The following is a 15307-nucleotide window of genomic DNA, read 5'->3' as shown; positions in this document are numbered from 1 at the left end:
CTCAGGCGGCGGCGCGCGCCGGGGCGGCGTGCAGGGCGGCGGCCAGGGCGTCGACGACGCGGTCCTGGTCGGCGTCGGTGAGGTCGGGGAACAGCGGCAGGGAGAGCTGCTCGGCGTAGAACCCCTCGGCGACCGGGCAGGAGCCGCGCCGGTAGCCCAGCTCCGCGAACGCCGGGTGCCAGTGCACGGGGACGTAGTTGACCTGCACGCCGATCCCGGCGGCCCGCATCGCGTCGTAGACGGCGCGGCGGCGGCCCTCGTGCACCCGGATCGGGTACAGGTGCCAGGCCGGCTCGGCCCAGGACCGCCGGCCGGGCGTCGACACGCCGGGCAGGTCGGCCAGGGCCGCGTCGTAGCGGGCGACCAGCTCGGCGCGGCGGGCCAGGAACCGGGGCAGCCGGCGCAGCTGGCTGCGGCCCAGCGCGCAGAGCACGTCCGGCAGCCGGTAGTTGAGCCCGAACTCGTGGATCTCCTGGTGCCAGCCGCCCTCGTCCGGCCAGCGCTGCGCGGCGCGGTCGCGCACGAGGCCGTGGTTGCGGAACCGGCGGGCCCGCTCCAGCAGGGCCGGGCTGACGGCGGCGACCGCGCCGCCCTCGGCGGTGGTGAGGTTCTTCGTCGGGAAGAACGAGAACGTGGTCAGGTCGGCGAGCGACCCGACCGGCCGGCCGTGGTAGGCCGCGCCGATGGAGTGGGCGGCGTCGGCGAGCAGCAGCGGGTCGCCGCCGCCGAGCACCGCGCGCAGCGCGTCGTAGTCGGCGGGGTGGCCGGCGTAGTCGACCGCCGCCACCACCTTCGTCCGGGCGGTCAGCGCCGCGCCGACCGCCGCCGGGTCCAGGGTGTACGTCTCCGGCTCGACGTCGGCGAAGACGACCCGCGCGCCCAGCGCGACGGCGGTGCTGGCGGTGGCCGCGAACGTCATCGGCGGCACGACCACCTCGTCGCCGGGGCCGACGCCGGCCGCCGCGTACGCCACGTGCAGGGCGGCCGTGCCGTTGGACACGACCGCGCAGCCGACCCCGTCGGTCCAGCCGGCCAGGTCCGCCTCGAACGCGTCGACCTGCGGGCCGGTGGTGAGCCAGTCGCTGCGCAGCACGGCGACCACGGCGGCGACGTCGTCGTCGGTGACGGACTGCCGCCCGTACGGGAGCATCGCCATCACGCGGCGATGCCGAGCATGTCGCGCAGCTGCTCCACGCCGAGCCACTCGTCGTTGCTGTCCGACTGGTAGGCGAAGCCGTCCGGCACCGGCTCGCAGTGCGCGGGCGGCTGGTAGCCCCAGGTGGCGATGGTCGGCTGCACGATGAACCGGTCCGGGGTGCGCAGGGTCCGCCGGCTGTCGTCCGGGGCGATCATCTCCTCGTGCAGCTTCTCGCCGGGCCGGATGCCGATCTCGTGGGTGGTGGCGTCCGGGGCGACGGCCTCCACCAGGTCGAGGATGCGCATGCTCGGGATGCGCGGCACGAACAGCTCCCCGCCCTGCATCTGGTCGAACGAGTCCACGACGAACTGCACGGCCTGGTCCAGGGTGATCCAGAACCGGGTCATCCGCTTGTCGGTGACGGGCAGGCTCCTGCCCTCGGCGGCGAGCCGGCGGAACAGGGGCACCACCGAGCCCCGGCTGCCCACCACGTTGCCGTAGCGCACCACGGCGAACCGGGTCGGGTGGTGGGCGGCGTAGTGGTTCGCCGAGACGAACAACTTGTCGCCGACGAGCTTCGTCGCCCCGTACAGGTTGATCGGGCTGGACGCCTTGTCGGTGGAGAGCGCGATGACCTTCTTCACCCCGGCCTCGATGGCCGCGTCGACGACGTGCTGCGAGCCGGTGATGTTGGTGGCGATGAACTCCGACGGGTTGTACTCGGCGGTGTCCACCTGCTTGAGCGCGGCGGCGTGCACGACGTGGTCGACGCCGTGCATGGCCCGGGTGAGGCGGTGCCGGTCCCGGATGTCGCCGATGAACCAGCGCAGCCGGGGGTCGTCGCCGAGCTGCTGGCGCAGCTCGTACTGCTTGAGCTCGTCGCGGGAGAACACCACCACCCGGGCCGGGTCGGCCTCGGCCAGGACGTGCCGCAGGAAGGTGCGGCCGAAGGACCCGGTGCCCCCGGTGATCAGAATGGAGGACCCATTCAACTCGCTCAACTGGTGCTCCCAAGGTCGGTTGATCTTCCGGCCGGGGACGGTGCCGGCCGGCGGACGGTTCGTGACGCTAAGCCGGCAGAGTTAACGGCCCCACGCCGGACGGTGAACGGGCGCGACGCGGGCGGTGAATGCGTCATGCCCGTCCCGCGTCGACAGCGGGCCGCCAGGTGAACGGGACGTGTCCGCCGGTCAGACCAGGTCCCAGCCCAGCGCGGTGCCCCGGGGCACGTCGCGGCGGAACGTGCGGCCCAGCACCCGGTCCAGGTCGGCCGGGGGCAGGCCGCCGGCCGGGCGGATCGAACGCACGTTGTCCCGGGTCACCGGCTCGCCCGCGCGCACGTCGGCCACTACGTACAGCGACCGGCGGAACCGCAGCCCCTCCCGCTCGGTGGGGGTCGGGCCGATCGTGGTGACGCCCAGCGCCGCCCAGGCCCGCTCGGACTCGACGCGCAGGTCGGCCAGCTCCGTCGGCTCCAGCGAGAAGTCCGAGTCCACCCCGCCGTCGGCGCGGCGCAGCGTCACGTGCTTCTCGATCAGGCAGGCGCCCAGCGCCACCGCCGCCACCGGCACCCCGATGCCGGGCGTGTGGTCGGAGATCCCGACCGGCACGCCGAACGTGTCGGCCAGCACCGGCAGCCGGCGCAGGTTGCTGTCCTGCGGCGGGGCCGGGTACGACGCGGTGCACGCCAGCAGCACGATGCCGCCCGCGCCGCCCTCGCGGGCGGCGGTCACCGCGGCGTCGATCTCGCCGACCGTGGCCATGCCGGTGGAGATCACCATCGGCTTGCCGGTGGCGGCCACCAGCCGGATCAGCGGCAGGTCCACCAGCTCCGACGAGGCGATCTTGTACGCCGGGGCGTCCAGCTCCTCCAGCAGCTCCACCGCCGTGGCGTCGAACGGCGACGAGAAGACCGTCAGGCCGTGCCGGCGGGCCCGCTCGAAGATCGGCCCGTGCCACTCGTACGGCGTGTGCGCCCGCTCGAAGAGCTGGTAGAGCCGCTCGCCGCCCCACAGTTCGTGGCCGCCGGAGATGCGGAACTCCGGCGCGTCCACGTCGATGGTCAGCGTGTCCGGGGTGTACGTCTGGAGCTTGAGCGCGTGCGCGCCGCTGGCCGCCACCGCGTCCACGATGGCCAGCGCCCGGTCGAGGCTGCCGTTGTGGTTGCCGGACATCTCGGCCACCACGAAGGGCCGCTCGCCGGTGCCCACCGCGTGCGGGCCGATCTTGACTGTCGTCATGTTCCCCTGCTCAGTTGCGTCCACACCACCTGGTGCGGCGTGCCGTCGACGTCCCGCTCGTAGCGCCGGACGATCGTGAACCCGAAGCGCCGGTGCAGCGCCAGCACCGGCCGGTTGGTGGCCAGCGTCTCCCCGCCGAGGGTGCGCGCGCCGAGGGTGCCGAACGCGTACGCGATCGCCGCCTCCTCCAGCGACAGCCAGGCCGGCAGGAGCGCCCGCCGGGCGTCCAGCCCCTCGACGTCGAGATAGAAGCCCCAGGTCAGCGCCCGGTCGGGGCTGGTCACGCCGGAGAAGGTCACCACGCCGCAGGGCTGCCCGAGGTGCTCGTGCACCAGCACCCGCCGGTCCGGGTCGACGCGTACGCCCGCCCACCAGGCGGCGTGCTCGGCCGGGCCGATCTCGTGCCGGGTGAGGCTGACCTCGCGGACCTGCGGGTGGTTGCGCCACCGCAGGATCGTCGCCAGGTCGGCCTCGCGGGCGGGCCGCAGCCCGCCGCCCGCCCTGGTGGTGGCGCTTCCGGCGCTGTCGGCGGCGGTGCCGGCGCTGGAGGCGCTGGTGGCGGTGGTGGCGGTGCCGCCCGGTCCCGGCCCGGTCATCCCCGGCCCGCCAGGGCGCTGCCCCGGTCCGCCTCGGACGGCGCGACGGCGTCGGCGGCCAGCGGCCCGCTCCCGCCGGACGCCGCGTCGGGGGCCGCCGTCCCGGCGGGCGACGTCGGCCGCAGCGAGCCGGCCAGCCGGTGCGCCCGCCGCAACGTCTTGTACGCGAGGTAGCTGTCCCGGGCGACGAGGCGGTGCTTCAGCCCGGCCACCCCGCCCGGCCGGGCGTACCCGCCCGAGGGCAGGTAGCGGCGGTAGTGCTCGGCGACCCGGCGGAAGAACCCCCGCCGCAGCCTCGGGTGCACCCGGCCGTCGTTGCCCACCACCACCAGGTAGTGGTTGATCATCAGACCGAACAGGTCGGTGCGGATCCACTCCTCGGTGACGTGCCGCGCCACCCACTGCTGGAGGCGCTCGTACTGCACGAACGCGTCGAAGTGCCGGCCGCTGCGGGTCGAGGTGATCGCCCCCAGCCGGCCCTGCCGGTAGTGGTAGCAGACGTGGTCCAGCACCCCGATCCGGTCCGCGGCGATGAGCAGCGGGTGGCTGAACGGGATGTCCTCGTACCAGCCGGGGTGGAAGCGCAGCTCCAACTCGTCGAGGAACGCCCGGCGGACCACCTTGTTCCACGCGGTGTGCTGCACCCGCAGCAGTTCGGGCCGGTCGGCCAGCCGGACGCACCCGTCGACCCCGCGCAGCAGGTGGCTGCTCGCGTCGACCTCCAGCCGGCCGCCCTCGTGCACCCGCAGGTGGTCCACCAGCAGCACGTCCGGCTCGTCGCGGCGCAGCCGCGCCAGCACCGTCGGCAGGGCGCCCGGGGGCAGCCAGTCGTCGCTGTCGACGAACCACACGTACCGGCCGGTCGCCTCCGCCAGCCCCGCGTTGCGGGCCAGCCCCAGCCCCACGTTGCGGGTCAGGGACACCACCCGCACCTGGGGCCGCCCCGCCGCGTACGAGCGCAGCATCTCCCCGCACCGGTCCGGGGAGGCGTCGTCGACGGCGACCAGCTCGACCTCGGCGGCCTCGGCGGCGGACAGGCCGCCGAGGATCGACTCCAGGCACTGGTACAGGTACGCCTCGACCCCGTGCACCGGGACGACGATGCTCAGCAGTGGGCTCCGCGTCGGCTCATTGACCACGCCCGACACCCTCGACCGCCCGGATGGACGGCCCCGGAACCTGACGTATCCGCCGGGGGTGGGCTCGCTGAACAGACCCCCTACGGAGGGTTAACGCTTGAGCATCCGCTTCATCCGGCCGCCGGCCGCCCGCACCCGGGCCCGCAGCCGGTGCGACTCGAACCCCGCGACGGTCTCCTTCAGCTCCTGGTTGCGGTCGTGCAGCCACTGGATGCGGGCGATCAGCTCCGCCGGGTCGGTGGCCGACTGCGCGCGTACCGCCGGGGGGAAGGTCGTCTCGGCGACCTGCCGGTCGAACCGGGCGGCGCTGTCGCCGTCGGCGAAGGAGACCCCGAGGTCGTGCTTGGCCAGGAACGCCGTCATCGTCGCGTACCGGGCCTTGTGCCCGTTGTTGAGCGCGCTGTAGTCGGCCTCGTCGTAGAGCTCTATGGCGTCCACGTCCGGCGGGACGTCCTTCATCAGCCGGTGCGGGATGTCGAAGTACCGGGCCAGCTCAAGCGTCCGCGAGTCGTGCGCGAAGAGATAGCCCGGCGTGCCCGCCACCAGCGCCGTGATGGTGCCGTGGATGCGGGTGCCGAAGTTGAAGTCGAACCGCGACAGGTAGTCCATCCACGTCCACGGGTCGACGAACATCCGCACCTTGTCCTCGGTGAACAGCGGGTGGGAGGTGTGGATCGGGATGGCCGCCTTCTTGCCCCGGTCCTCCGGCGCGTCGCCGAAGAGCAGGGTGCCGAGCGTCTTCAGGTCCTGCGGCAGGTAGCGCAGGTTCGGGTACCGCCGGTGGTGCGAGGCGATGACCTTCGCCATCGACTTGACGTACGGGGAGACGGTCAGCGCCACCCGGTCCTCGACGGTGAGCGTGGTCTTGCGCTTGTCGACCCGCAGGCTGTCGCCGTGCAGGAACATCGACGGGCAGCCGATCACGTCGACGGCGGAGAAGCCGAGGGTCCGCAGGTATCCCTCGGTGATCTCGCCCCGCACCCCGATGCTGTGCGACCGGTCCAGCACCGCCGAGACGAACCCCTTCACCGCGTCGTCGATCGGCCGCAGGTACTCCCGGTCGGCGTCGACGTTGGTCTGCGCGCCGACCCCGAACACCACCACCGGGATCTTCAGCCGCTCGATCAGCTGGGTCATGGCGACCAGGCGGTGTGCGTAGCTGCGCCGGAACGCGTTGGCCAGCGGCACCACGAACACGTCGAACCGCTCGTTGATCTCGTCGGCCTCGCGCGGGTTGACCCGGAACTCCGACGAGGTGACCTCCGCCGTCGACGTCCGCAACAGCTTGTGCGCCGCGTGGCTGAACACGAGGTTGCCGGCGTTCTCGCCGATCCAGTTGCGCTCGAACGTCTCCTCCGGGGAGTAGACGTCGAACGGCCCCTTCTTGGCCCGCAGCAGGATCCGCTGGTGCATCCGTGTTGTCCCCTCGTCGTGGCCGAGACCGCGATATTAGGCCATCGCGCCCGGGCCGCCGCCAGGCGCGTCACGGGACGCCCGACGGCGGGCGGCGCGCCCGGCCGCACCGGGTAGGGTGCCGGCGGGGCGGCACCGCGCGGCCCGCCGTCACCCGGGCGGCGGCCTCGGCCCGGGCGTCCGCGAGGAGGAGAGCGGTGCTGGTGACCCCCGCCGAGGGTCGGGCCGTCGGCCTCCCCGGCGCCCCGACCGTCGTACGCGCCGACGCGCCGGCCCGCCCGGCCAGCCGGCTGCCCTCGCTGACCGGGCTGCGCTGGGTGGCTGCCCTGCTCGTCTTCGGCTACCACGTCGGCACCATGCGGATCGTCGGCCAGCCCGAGGCCAAGGCCGTCGTCGACTGGCTGTTCACGCTGGGCCTGTCCGGCGTCGAGTTCTTCTTCATCCTCAGCGGCTTCGTGCTGGTCTGGTCGGCCCGCGACGGGGACCGCCGCCGCGACTTCCTGCGCCGCCGGCTCGCCAAGATCTACCCGAACCACCTGCTGATGTGGGCGGTGGTGCTGGCGACCGGGGTGTGGGTCTTCGCCGACCCGGTCAACGTCCGCGCCGCACTGGAGAACCTGTTCCTGGTCCAGGCGTGGGACCCGACGCCCGGCTACTTCTACAGCGTCAACTCGGTGAGCTGGTCGCTCTCCTGCGAGCTGTTCTTCTACGTCTGCCTGCCGTTCGCGCTGCCCCTGGTGCGCCGGGCGCCCGTCGGGGCGCTGTGGGCGGTGGTGGTGGCCGTGCCGCTGCTGATCGTGGCGCTCTGGCCGGGGCAGCGCCTGGTGCCGCAGGAGAGCACCTGGTGGTTCACCCAGATCTTCCCGGTCGTGCGGTCGCTGGAGTTCTGGATGGGGGTGGCCGCCGCCGAGCTGCTGCGCCGGGGGCGCTGGCGTGGGCCCGGGCTCACCGCCGCCAGCGCCATCTTCGTCGTCACCTGGGTGGTCGCCGCCCAGTGGATCCGCGCCGAGCTGTGGGCGGCGCTGCTCGCGGCGGCGTACCTGCTGGTCATCGTGGCCGCCGCCGACGCGGACGTGCGCGGCGCGCGGACGCCGTGGCGGTCCCGGCCGATGGTCTGGCTCGGCGAGGTCTCCTTCGCCTTCTACCTGGTGCACGTCTTCGTCATGATCACCGTCCTGCGGCTGGCCGACCGGCTCGGCACGGGCCTGCCGGGCTGGTGGGGCCCGCTGGCGGCGGTCGGCTTCCTGCTGGTCAACCTCGGCCTGGCCGCGCTGCTGCACCGCTGGGTCGAGATGCCGCTGACCCGCCGGCTCGGGCCCCCGCGCCGCCCCCGCCCTCCGGCCGCCGCCCACCCGCCGGTGGTGCGCCGCGCCGCGCCGAGCAGGTGACCCGCCCGCCGGCGGCGCGTCGCGCGACCGGTGGCGGTAGCGTGGACGGGTGCTTCCCGTCGCGCTGACCTGTCCCCTGTGGTGGGTCGTGCGCTGGACGGCGCGGATGCTGGCGACGCTCGCCGTCGTGGTCGCGTTCTCGCTCGGCGCCGCGGCGCTGCCGGCGGGCGCGGTGGTTCCCGGCGGCGTCGACCCCGGCCCGGCCGCCGCGGCCGCCGCCGATTCTGCCGCTTCCGCCGCCGTCGTGGAGGCACCCGGATCCGCAGGGGCCGCGACCATCGCCACCACCACCACCACCACCACCGGCCCGTGGCCGTCGCCCGCCGAGGCCGGTCCCCCGCCGGGCACCGCGTCGGCCCCGCAGCGGGTGCCGACCGGGTTCGTCCCCGCCGCCGCCGGCCCCCGCGCGCCGCCGGCCGCCTGAGCAACGCGGCGGGCCGCGCCCGCCACCGTCGCCGACGAACCGCGCCACCCGCCTGCCGGGCCGGCCGCCCCACCCCCCGCCGCCCGCGCCTCGTCCGGCGGCGTGGATCCCGTTCCGCCTCCACCGTCGTGAGGTGCCGACCATGGACATCGTGCTCTACCAGTTCCTGACCGAGGTGCCGCTGGCCGCCGCCATCTGGTCCGTGCTGCTCGTGCTGGCGCTCACCGTGCTCGCGGTGCTGGTCGCCCGGCCGGAGCGGGACCACCCGCCCGCCGTCGAGGCCCCCGCCGGGCCCGCCGCCCCGCCGGCCCCGGCGGTCGCCGACCTGCGCCGGTACGCCGACGAGGTGGCGGTGGCCGCCGCCGGGGCCGCGCAGAACGCCCGCCGTCGCCGGGCCGCCTGGACGGCCGCCCAGGACGCCGCCGAGCGGGCCTGGCAGGCGTACGACGAGGCGGAGACCGCCGCCCGGCGCTTCCGCGACGCGGGGGCGCTGCCGACGCCGCACACCCCGCGCACCCCCACCGAGTACGCGGCCCGGGAACGCTGGCTGCACCACGCCGCCACGGCGGCCCACCTGCGGGGCGAGCTGTCCATCGGGCAGCTCTGCGACGTCTTCGCCCGCCGGGGCGGCTGGGACCCCAGGCGGCACCCGGTGGAGCAGGAGGTCGTCCTGGCCCGGGCCGTCCGGGACGGCAGGCTGGCCCGCTACCGGGCCGCCGCCGCGCGGGAGCGGGCCGCGTGGGACGACGCCGAACTGGCCGCCGCGGCCGCCCGGGCGCTCGCCGCCGAGGCGTACGCCGCCGCCGAGCGCGTCCGACCCGCCCACCCGCCGGCGACCACCGCGACGGCCTCCCGCAGGGCCCGGAAAGCCCTCGGCTGGCCCCACCCCCGGCCCTCCGCCCCGGCCCCGGCACGGTGATCAGGAGGTTCGCCTCACCGTGGAGATCGATCCTGACGCTTCTCTCTTGATCACCGGCAGGGGAGGGGCAGGGGTGGGTGGTGGTCGGGGTGAGGCGGGTCACGGTGGGGTGGGATCGGGCGGCGGGGGCGTTCTGGTCGATCGGGGGCGCAATTCGTGGAAGGTTCGCGGCTCGTTGTCCCGTTGCGGGGCGGCTGACGTCGGATGGGTCGGCAGTCCCATTGAGTCGCGTCAGTCTCCGAATGGCCCGTAAATGCGCCGGCAGTGGCACGTTTAAGCAGGTGGTGGGGGGTTGGCAGGGCTTCCGTCGGCCAGTAGTGTCGGCCCGTCCGGTGCGGTACCCGATCGCAAGAGGCGACGCCGCGCCGACCCGCTCAATCGTGATCATCACGAACCGGGGACCCATTGCACGTCCGGGGTGAATCCGCGGGCCACGGCCTGCGGTAGGGCGATCTTCCCGCCCGAATCCGTCAGCTAACCCGGTAGGCGGTGTCGGAAGGAGTTCCATCCTCGTGCAGTTTGACCCCACCCCCCGGGTTGTTCCTCCACCACGGAGCCCGGTGCCCGCGTCCGTCGCCGTCGAGCCGGCGCACTGACCGTCGCACCCCTGCGTACGCCCGCCTGAGCGGGCGTCCCCCCCAGAAAGCGGACCCCACCGGCCGCGGACACGTCCGCGCCGCCGTGCGCCGACGCGCGCCCGGGTGCCCCCGCTTCCGCCCCGCCCCGTGGAGGAACACGTGAACGATCAGCTCAAGCGGCACCTGCGGCGACTCGCCACGGAACGCCCCTACCAGGTCGTCGCCGGCTCCGCCGCGGCGCTGCTGCTGGCCTCCGGCACCGGCGCGCTGCTCGCCGCCGTCGACGACGACCCCGCCCCGCAGCGGACCACCAACGCCGCCGTGGCCGAGGTCGCGCCCCGCCTCGACGGCGCGGCCAGCCGCGCCCAGGCCCGGGTCGCCGCGCCGCCCGCGACCGCCGCCCCGGGCAGCGCCTCGCCGTCGCCGAGCGCCACCCCGACCACCCCGAACCCCGACCTGACCGCCAGGTCGACGCCGAAGAAGACGACGGCGAAGCCGGCGGCCCCGAAGCCGCCGTCGACCAAGCTCCTCGACTACGACTACGAGGCCCAGACCACCTACTACTACTGCGGCCCGGCGGCGGTGCGCAACGCGCTCTCCGCCACCGGGGTCGACGGCACCCAGGACGCCCTGGCCGTCCGCCTCGGCACCACCGAGATGGGCACCAACTCCGCCTACGACACCACGCGGGTGCTCAACGAGATGGTCAAGGGCGAGCCGTACCGGACCCGGCTGATCCCCGGCGGCGCCGCCACCCCGGCCGAGACGGAGCGGCTGCGGGCCGACGTGGTGCAGGCGGTCGGCGCCGGGCGCGGCGTCGTGGTCAACATCGCCGGCGACGCCACCGACGTCGACGGCGGCTGGCACTCGTTCCCCGGCGGCCACTACATCGCCGTCGTCGGCTACCGCGACTCCGGGCGCACCGTGCGGATCGCCGACTCGGCGGACCCGGCCGTCCCGGCGTACTGGATCAGCACCACCGCGCTGGCCCACTGGGCGGCGACGCGGGGCTACTCGGCCTGACAGCACCCTCCCCCTGCCGGCCCCGGCTCTCTTTCCGAAGAGAGCCGGGGCCGGCGCCGTCGTTTCAACGCCGAGGCCGAAGTGACGGGACGTCCTCACGAGGGGCGCTTGACGTGGCAGTAGGCTGACGAATCGCGCTGAGGGGGAGCATGGCGACCGAGTTTGCCTTCGACAACCAGATCATGGTGCTGGACGGCCGTGTGCTGGAGATCTTCCACCGGGACACGGAAGAGAGCTTGCGATACCACGTGGCGTTCCTCCGGGTCAGCGGACAGCCGCATGGCGACGGCTTCAAGGTCCGCCTGGGGCGGGCGTCCGGTGACGACGGCATCGTCGGCGGATGTCGGTGGAAGATGACCGCCGCACAGTTCGCCGAGTTCCGGGAGTTCGTCGCCCTGGCCATGGCGGCGCGCGACGACGGTACCCAGGCGTAACGGCCGTGCTACCGGGGCGCGGCAGTCCCGTCCGGCCGTGACCGAAGCGCCCCTGGTGCCGGTGCCGGGGCAGGGCGTAGGTTGACCCTTCCATGGTCCGGTCACGGCGACGCAGCGGCCCGGGGCAGCCCCCGACCAGCGCGACGGTGACCCGACGCGGTTTCGAGTGACATGAGGTCCTGAGGTGTTCGACCAGCGCCGGATCCGCAAGCGAGGCCTCGCTGCCCAGGCGCTGGTGCTGTCGGTCCGGGAGGCATCGGCCCTCGGCGGCAACGGGAGCTGGCAGAAGTACGACTTCGTCTTGGAGGTTCGGCCGGGCGACCGGGAGGCGTTCCGGGCGGAGCTGCGCGAGCGGTTCTACATCGTCGAGCGCAAGCCGGGCGAGGCGGACGTGGTCTCGGTGAAGTACGACCCTCACACGCTCAAGGTCATCTTCGACCTCGCGGGCGATCCCCGGTTCGACGTCGAGGCCATGCAGCGCCGCACCGCGCAGCTGAAATGGGACACCTACCAGCGGTCGCAGTCGCGGGACGCCTCTTCGGAGGGACGTGCCGCCTTCGTGACCCCGCAGGGGGCGACGCCGGGCCGCGCGACCGAAGAGCGGACGCAGGCGTTGGCCCGACTCGTCGGCCTGCGCGACGCGGGCGCGATCAGCGAAGCGGAGTTCACGGCCCTCAAGGCGCGGCTGAGCCCGTAGTCCTCCGAGCGCCAGAGACTGTCAGGCGGTGGCGGTGGGGGAGAGCGGCGAGTCGCCCTGCGCCACGGTGTCGGCGGCGCGCGGGGCCGGCGGGTTCCAGCCCGGGTCCAGCTCCCGGCGGGCCGCCGCCAGGAACGCCTCGGCGTACGACTCGGCCGGGAAGTCGCCCAGGTAGTGTGCCCGGGTGCCCCAGCGGGCCGCCGCCTTCGGGTCGGTGTCCAGCAGCAGGCCGAGCACCTCGTCGAGGTTGCCCGCGTCGCGCCGCAGCACGTAGCCCGAGCCGGCCAGCGGGAACCGCTCGACGAACCGGTCGCCGTCGCCGGCCATGTCGGTCACCGCGTACGGCTTGCCGGAGTAGAGGTAGTCGGAGATGACCCCGGAGACGTCCGAGACGAGGGCGTCGGAGCGGTTGACGCAGTCGACAAGGGACAGCTCGCGGCTGGCCGCCGCGCCGAAGACGTGCTGCCGCCCGGTGCGGGCCCGGTCCGCCGCCAGCAGCTCCGTGAGCCGGGCGAGCTGCCGCGCCGACGCCGGGTTCTGCCCCGTGTACGGGTGGGCGCGCAGGATCACCGTCGCGCCCCGGGCCAGCAGCCCCCGCACGATCGTCTCGCCCACCGGCAGCGAGCAGTAGTTGGCGTCGGCGTGGTGCCCCGTCCAGGTCGGGGTGTAGAGCACCGTCGGGTTCGCCAGGCCGGTGGCCGGCGCGCGGCGTACCTCGATCGACTCGACCTGGGGGCGGCCGACCACGACGAACTTCTCCGCCGGGATGTCCACCCCGGCGCGGGCGTACCGGTCGATCGCGGCCCGCCCGGCGACGAAGTTGCGGTCGAACAGCGCCGTGACCGGGTTGGCGCTCGGGGCCTTGTCGCTGTCGCCGTGGTGGATCTGCACGTGGGTGAGCTGCGAGAACCGGATGCAGTGGCTGTTCTTCGCCCCGTGGTTGACGTAGAACGCCACCTTCAGGCCCGGCACCAGCGCCTCGTCCATCGCCTTCAGCGTCGGGCAGTAGACCACCGGGGCGCTGGTGGCCGCCGCGATGGGGGCGAGGAACTCCGGCTCCCGCACCATCACGAAGAACGGCCGGCCGATCCGCTCCAGGTACGGCAGCCACATGGTGACCTGGTATTCCGACCCGGGCGGGGCGGAGAAGTGCAGCAGGAACTCCGGCCGGTGCGCACGCAGCGCCCGGGCCACCGCCGAGCCGCCCGCCCCGGGCCGGAATCGCCGCTTCGCCAGATCCGCCGCGACCGCCCCGGCCCCCGCGCCGACGGCGAGGGCCACCAGCAGGGCCACCCAGGCGGGCAGCGCCAGGGCGGCGGCCAGCGCCACCACGGCGAGCAGCGCCAGCAGGGCGTCGCCCAGCCAGGCCGCGACCAGCGGGGTCCACGACCGCACCGGCAGGTTCGCCGCCCGGATCTCCAGGTCGCCGGCCTGCCGCAGCGGCCCCACCAGCAGCGCCAGCCCCAGCAGCACCAGGGCCGTCGCCACCAGCGCCGGGTCGAAGCCGGCGTCGAGCCGCCGCGCGTATCCGACGAGGACGGCGGCGGCGAGCAGCACCGCCTCGGCGGTGCTGTCCGCGGCCGGGCGGACCCGGCGCTCCCAACCGGCGGCGGCGAGGGCCGCCACCGCGAGCGCCAGGCCCCAGCTTGTCGCCCCGGTCAGGGCGAGGACGAGGAACGCCAGCACCGCCAGGCCGGTGGCCGCCACCCGGGCGGCCAGCTTCCTGACCAGGTCACCACGCATGTCGCTTCGCTTCCTTCGCCCGTCGCGGTGGCCGTCGACCCGTCAGCCGGCCGTGGCCGGGGCGGACGCCCGGCTGGCCTGGGCGGGCACGCCCGCGGCGGGCAGCTCGCCCGGCGCCCGGCGTACGTCGATGACCTGCCCGGTCAGCTCGGAGATCAGCACGTCCAGCGACGACTGGGCGACGGTCTCGGCGGCCAGCAGCGTGTGCTCCGGCTCCTCGCCGAACGCCTTGGTGCGCATCGGCGTTGCGGTGCGCTCCGGGTTGATGCAGTTGACCCGTACGCCGAACTCGGCCCACTCGTCGGACAGCGCCTGGGTGAGGTTGACCAGGGCGGCTTTGGTGGCCGAGTAGAGCGCGTAGCGGGCCCGGCCCCGGGTGTACGAGCTGGAGGTGTAGAGCAGGAGCTGACCCTTGGTCTGCTGGAGGTACGGCAGCGACTGCCGGGCGATGGTGACCGGGCCGACGAAGTTGACGTGCAGGACCCGGTCCATGGTCTCCTGGTCCATCTCGGCCAGCTCGCCCTTCTCCAGGATGCCGGCGGTGACGACCACGTGGTCGATCCGGCCGGTGGCCTCGAAGGCGGTCTTCAGCGCGACCTCGACGTCCTCGGCGCGCTCCACGTGGGTGCCGGTGGTGGAGCGGCTGAACGGGAAGACCTGCGCGCCGTGGCGGCGGGCCAGCTCGGTCAGCTCGTGGCCGATGCCGTAGCTGCCCCCGAACACGACGATCGTGCGGCCGGCCAGCTCCTCGGTGTAGTCCCGGGCGGTCAGCCGGGGGGCCTGCGCGGCGGCGAGCTGGAACAGCTTGTCCGCCAGGTGCACGTCGACCGGGTGGGTGACCTTGATGTTCTCGTCCGAGCCGTCGATCACCTTGATCGGGGTGCCCGGCAGGTAGCGCAGCACGACGCCGCAGTCGTCGGTGGCGGCGAAGTCGGGGTCGCCGGCGGCGATCCGGTACGCCTCGCGGATCGTGCCGGACCGGAACGCCTGCGGGGTCTGCCCCCGGCGCAGCGTGGAGCGCACCGGGATGTCGGTGATGCAGTCGTCGTCGTCGACCTGGATGATCGTGTCGGCCGACGGGATCGCCACGTCGACCGCCGAGTAGGTCCAGAGCGCGTTGACGCACTCCCGGACGATCCGGCCGCTGAGCAGCGGGCGCACCGCGTCGTGGAAGAGGATGTTGACGTCGCCCTCGCCGACCGCGTCGAGCGCGATGCGGGTGGTGGCGTTGCGCGTGTCGCCGCCGGCGATGACCTTGCTGACCTTGCGGAAGCCGGCCTTGTCGACGATCCGCTGGGCGTCGGGGACGTGCCCGTCGGCCATCAGCACGATGATCTCGTCGATCTCGGGAGCCGCCTCGAAGACCGCCAGGGTGTGCTCGATGATCGGCTTGCCGGCGATCTTCAGCAGCTGCTTGGGGATGCCGAGGCCGAGCCGGGTCCCGGTCCCGCCCGCCAGCACCACCGCCACCGTCCGCGAGGGCCGCCACGGCGCCGGGGTCTCCGGTGTGGCGTCCGGGCCAGTGGTGTGGTCCTGCGTCATTGCCGATCCTCACTCTCACGGTTTGCGAACAGG

At 74.2% G+C, this 15307-nt stretch carries 14 protein-coding genes and 1 riboswitch; of the genes, 6 read left to right on the top strand and 8 right to left on the bottom strand.

What is annotated here, in order from left to right; genetic code table 11:
* Nucleotide 1 precedes the first annotated feature (1 nt).
* The 6 genes from HDA31_RS19140 to HDA31_RS19115 form a co-directional block, all read right to left on the bottom strand.
* A complete protein-coding gene (locus HDA31_RS19140; RefSeq protein WP_178067250.1) occupies nucleotides 2-1150 on the bottom strand; it encodes a DegT/DnrJ/EryC1/StrS family aminotransferase in 1149 nt (382 codons plus the stop codon).
* Nucleotides 1151-1155: 5 nt separating this feature from the next.
* The gene (gene pseB, locus HDA31_RS19135; RefSeq protein WP_074475803.1) at nucleotides 1156-2139 is read right to left on the bottom strand and encodes a UDP-N-acetylglucosamine 4,6-dehydratase (inverting); all 984 of its coding nucleotides are present in this window, start codon (nucleotides 2137-2139) and stop codon (nucleotides 1156-1158) included.
* A gap of 189 nt (nucleotides 2140-2328) precedes the next feature.
* Nucleotides 2329-3378: a pseudaminic acid synthase gene (pseI, locus tag HDA31_RS19130; protein WP_043962757.1), complete on the bottom strand. Its 1050-nt coding sequence runs from the start codon at nucleotides 3376-3378 to the stop codon at nucleotides 2329-2331.
* Nucleotides 3375-3974, bottom strand: a complete 600-nt coding sequence (locus HDA31_RS19125) for a GNAT family N-acetyltransferase (protein ID WP_311774364.1) — start codon at nucleotides 3972-3974, stop codon at nucleotides 3375-3377. The genes pseI and HDA31_RS19125 overlap by 4 nt, the downstream gene beginning before the upstream one ends.
* Nucleotides 3971-5113: a glycosyltransferase family 2 protein gene (locus HDA31_RS19120; protein ID WP_178064131.1), complete on the bottom strand. Its 1143-nt coding sequence runs from the start codon at nucleotides 5111-5113 to the stop codon at nucleotides 3971-3973. Before HDA31_RS19120 ends, HDA31_RS19125 begins: the two co-directional genes overlap by 4 nt.
* A 90-nt stretch (nucleotides 5114-5203) precedes the next feature.
* On the bottom strand, nucleotides 5204-6526 hold the full coding sequence (locus tag HDA31_RS19115; RefSeq protein ID WP_178064132.1) for a polysaccharide pyruvyl transferase family protein: 1323 nt from the start codon (nucleotides 6524-6526) through the stop codon (nucleotides 5204-5206).
* Nucleotides 6527-6723: 197 nt separating this feature from the next.
* Here HDA31_RS19115 and HDA31_RS19110 point away from each other — a divergent pair, with 197 nt between their 5' ends.
* The 6 genes from HDA31_RS19110 (at nucleotide 6724) to HDA31_RS33060 (ending at nucleotide 11989) form a co-directional block, all read left to right on the top strand.
* Nucleotides 6724-7914, top strand: a complete 1191-nt coding sequence (locus HDA31_RS19110) for an acyltransferase family protein (RefSeq protein WP_246384534.1) — start codon at nucleotides 6724-6726, stop codon at nucleotides 7912-7914.
* 49 nt (nucleotides 7915-7963) lie between these two features.
* On the top strand, nucleotides 7964-8338 hold the full coding sequence (locus HDA31_RS19105; protein WP_178062714.1) for a hypothetical protein: 375 nt from the start codon (nucleotides 7964-7966) through the stop codon (nucleotides 8336-8338).
* A 142-nt stretch (nucleotides 8339-8480) separates the two neighbouring features.
* Complete coding sequence (locus HDA31_RS19100; RefSeq protein ID WP_178064133.1) at nucleotides 8481-9257, top strand: hypothetical protein; 777 nt, start codon at nucleotides 8481-8483, stop codon at nucleotides 9255-9257.
* Nucleotides 9258-9618: 361 nt separating this feature from the next.
* Nucleotides 9619-9761: riboswitch (cyclic di-AMP (ydaO/yuaA leader) on the top strand.
* Between the two features lie 221 nt (nucleotides 9762-9982).
* Complete coding sequence (locus HDA31_RS19095) at nucleotides 9983-10858, top strand: C39 family peptidase (RefSeq protein WP_178064134.1); 876 nt, start codon at nucleotides 9983-9985, stop codon at nucleotides 10856-10858.
* A 149-nt stretch (nucleotides 10859-11007) separates the two neighbouring features.
* Nucleotides 11008-11292 carry a hypothetical protein gene (locus tag HDA31_RS19090; protein ID WP_074475808.1) on the top strand — a complete coding sequence of 95 codons (285 nt, stop codon included), beginning with the start codon at nucleotides 11008-11010 and terminating at the stop codon, nucleotides 11290-11292.
* 184 nt (nucleotides 11293-11476) lie between these two features.
* On the top strand, nucleotides 11477-11989 hold the full coding sequence (locus HDA31_RS33060; RefSeq protein ID WP_178064135.1) for an SHOCT domain-containing protein: 513 nt from the start codon (nucleotides 11477-11479) through the stop codon (nucleotides 11987-11989).
* 21 nt (nucleotides 11990-12010) lie between these two features.
* Here HDA31_RS33060 and HDA31_RS19080 read toward each other — a convergent pair whose 3' ends face one another.
* Nucleotides 12011-13732 carry a CDP-glycerol glycerophosphotransferase family protein gene (locus HDA31_RS19080; RefSeq protein ID WP_178064136.1) on the bottom strand — a complete coding sequence of 574 codons (1722 nt, stop codon included), beginning with the start codon at nucleotides 13730-13732 and terminating at the stop codon, nucleotides 12011-12013.
* A gap of 42 nt (nucleotides 13733-13774) precedes the next feature.
* Complete coding sequence (locus HDA31_RS19075) at nucleotides 13775-15274, bottom strand: bifunctional cytidylyltransferase/SDR family oxidoreductase (protein ID WP_178064137.1); 1500 nt, start codon at nucleotides 15272-15274, stop codon at nucleotides 13775-13777.
* Nucleotides 15275-15307: the final 33 nt, after the last annotated feature.

This window comes from Micromonospora carbonacea (assembly GCF_014205165.1).
Taxonomy (GTDB): domain Bacteria; phylum Actinomycetota; class Actinomycetes; order Mycobacteriales; family Micromonosporaceae; genus Micromonospora; species Micromonospora carbonacea.
The sequence above is the reverse complement of the archived record's forward strand: the minus strand, read 5'-3'. Positions and strand labels throughout refer to the sequence as shown.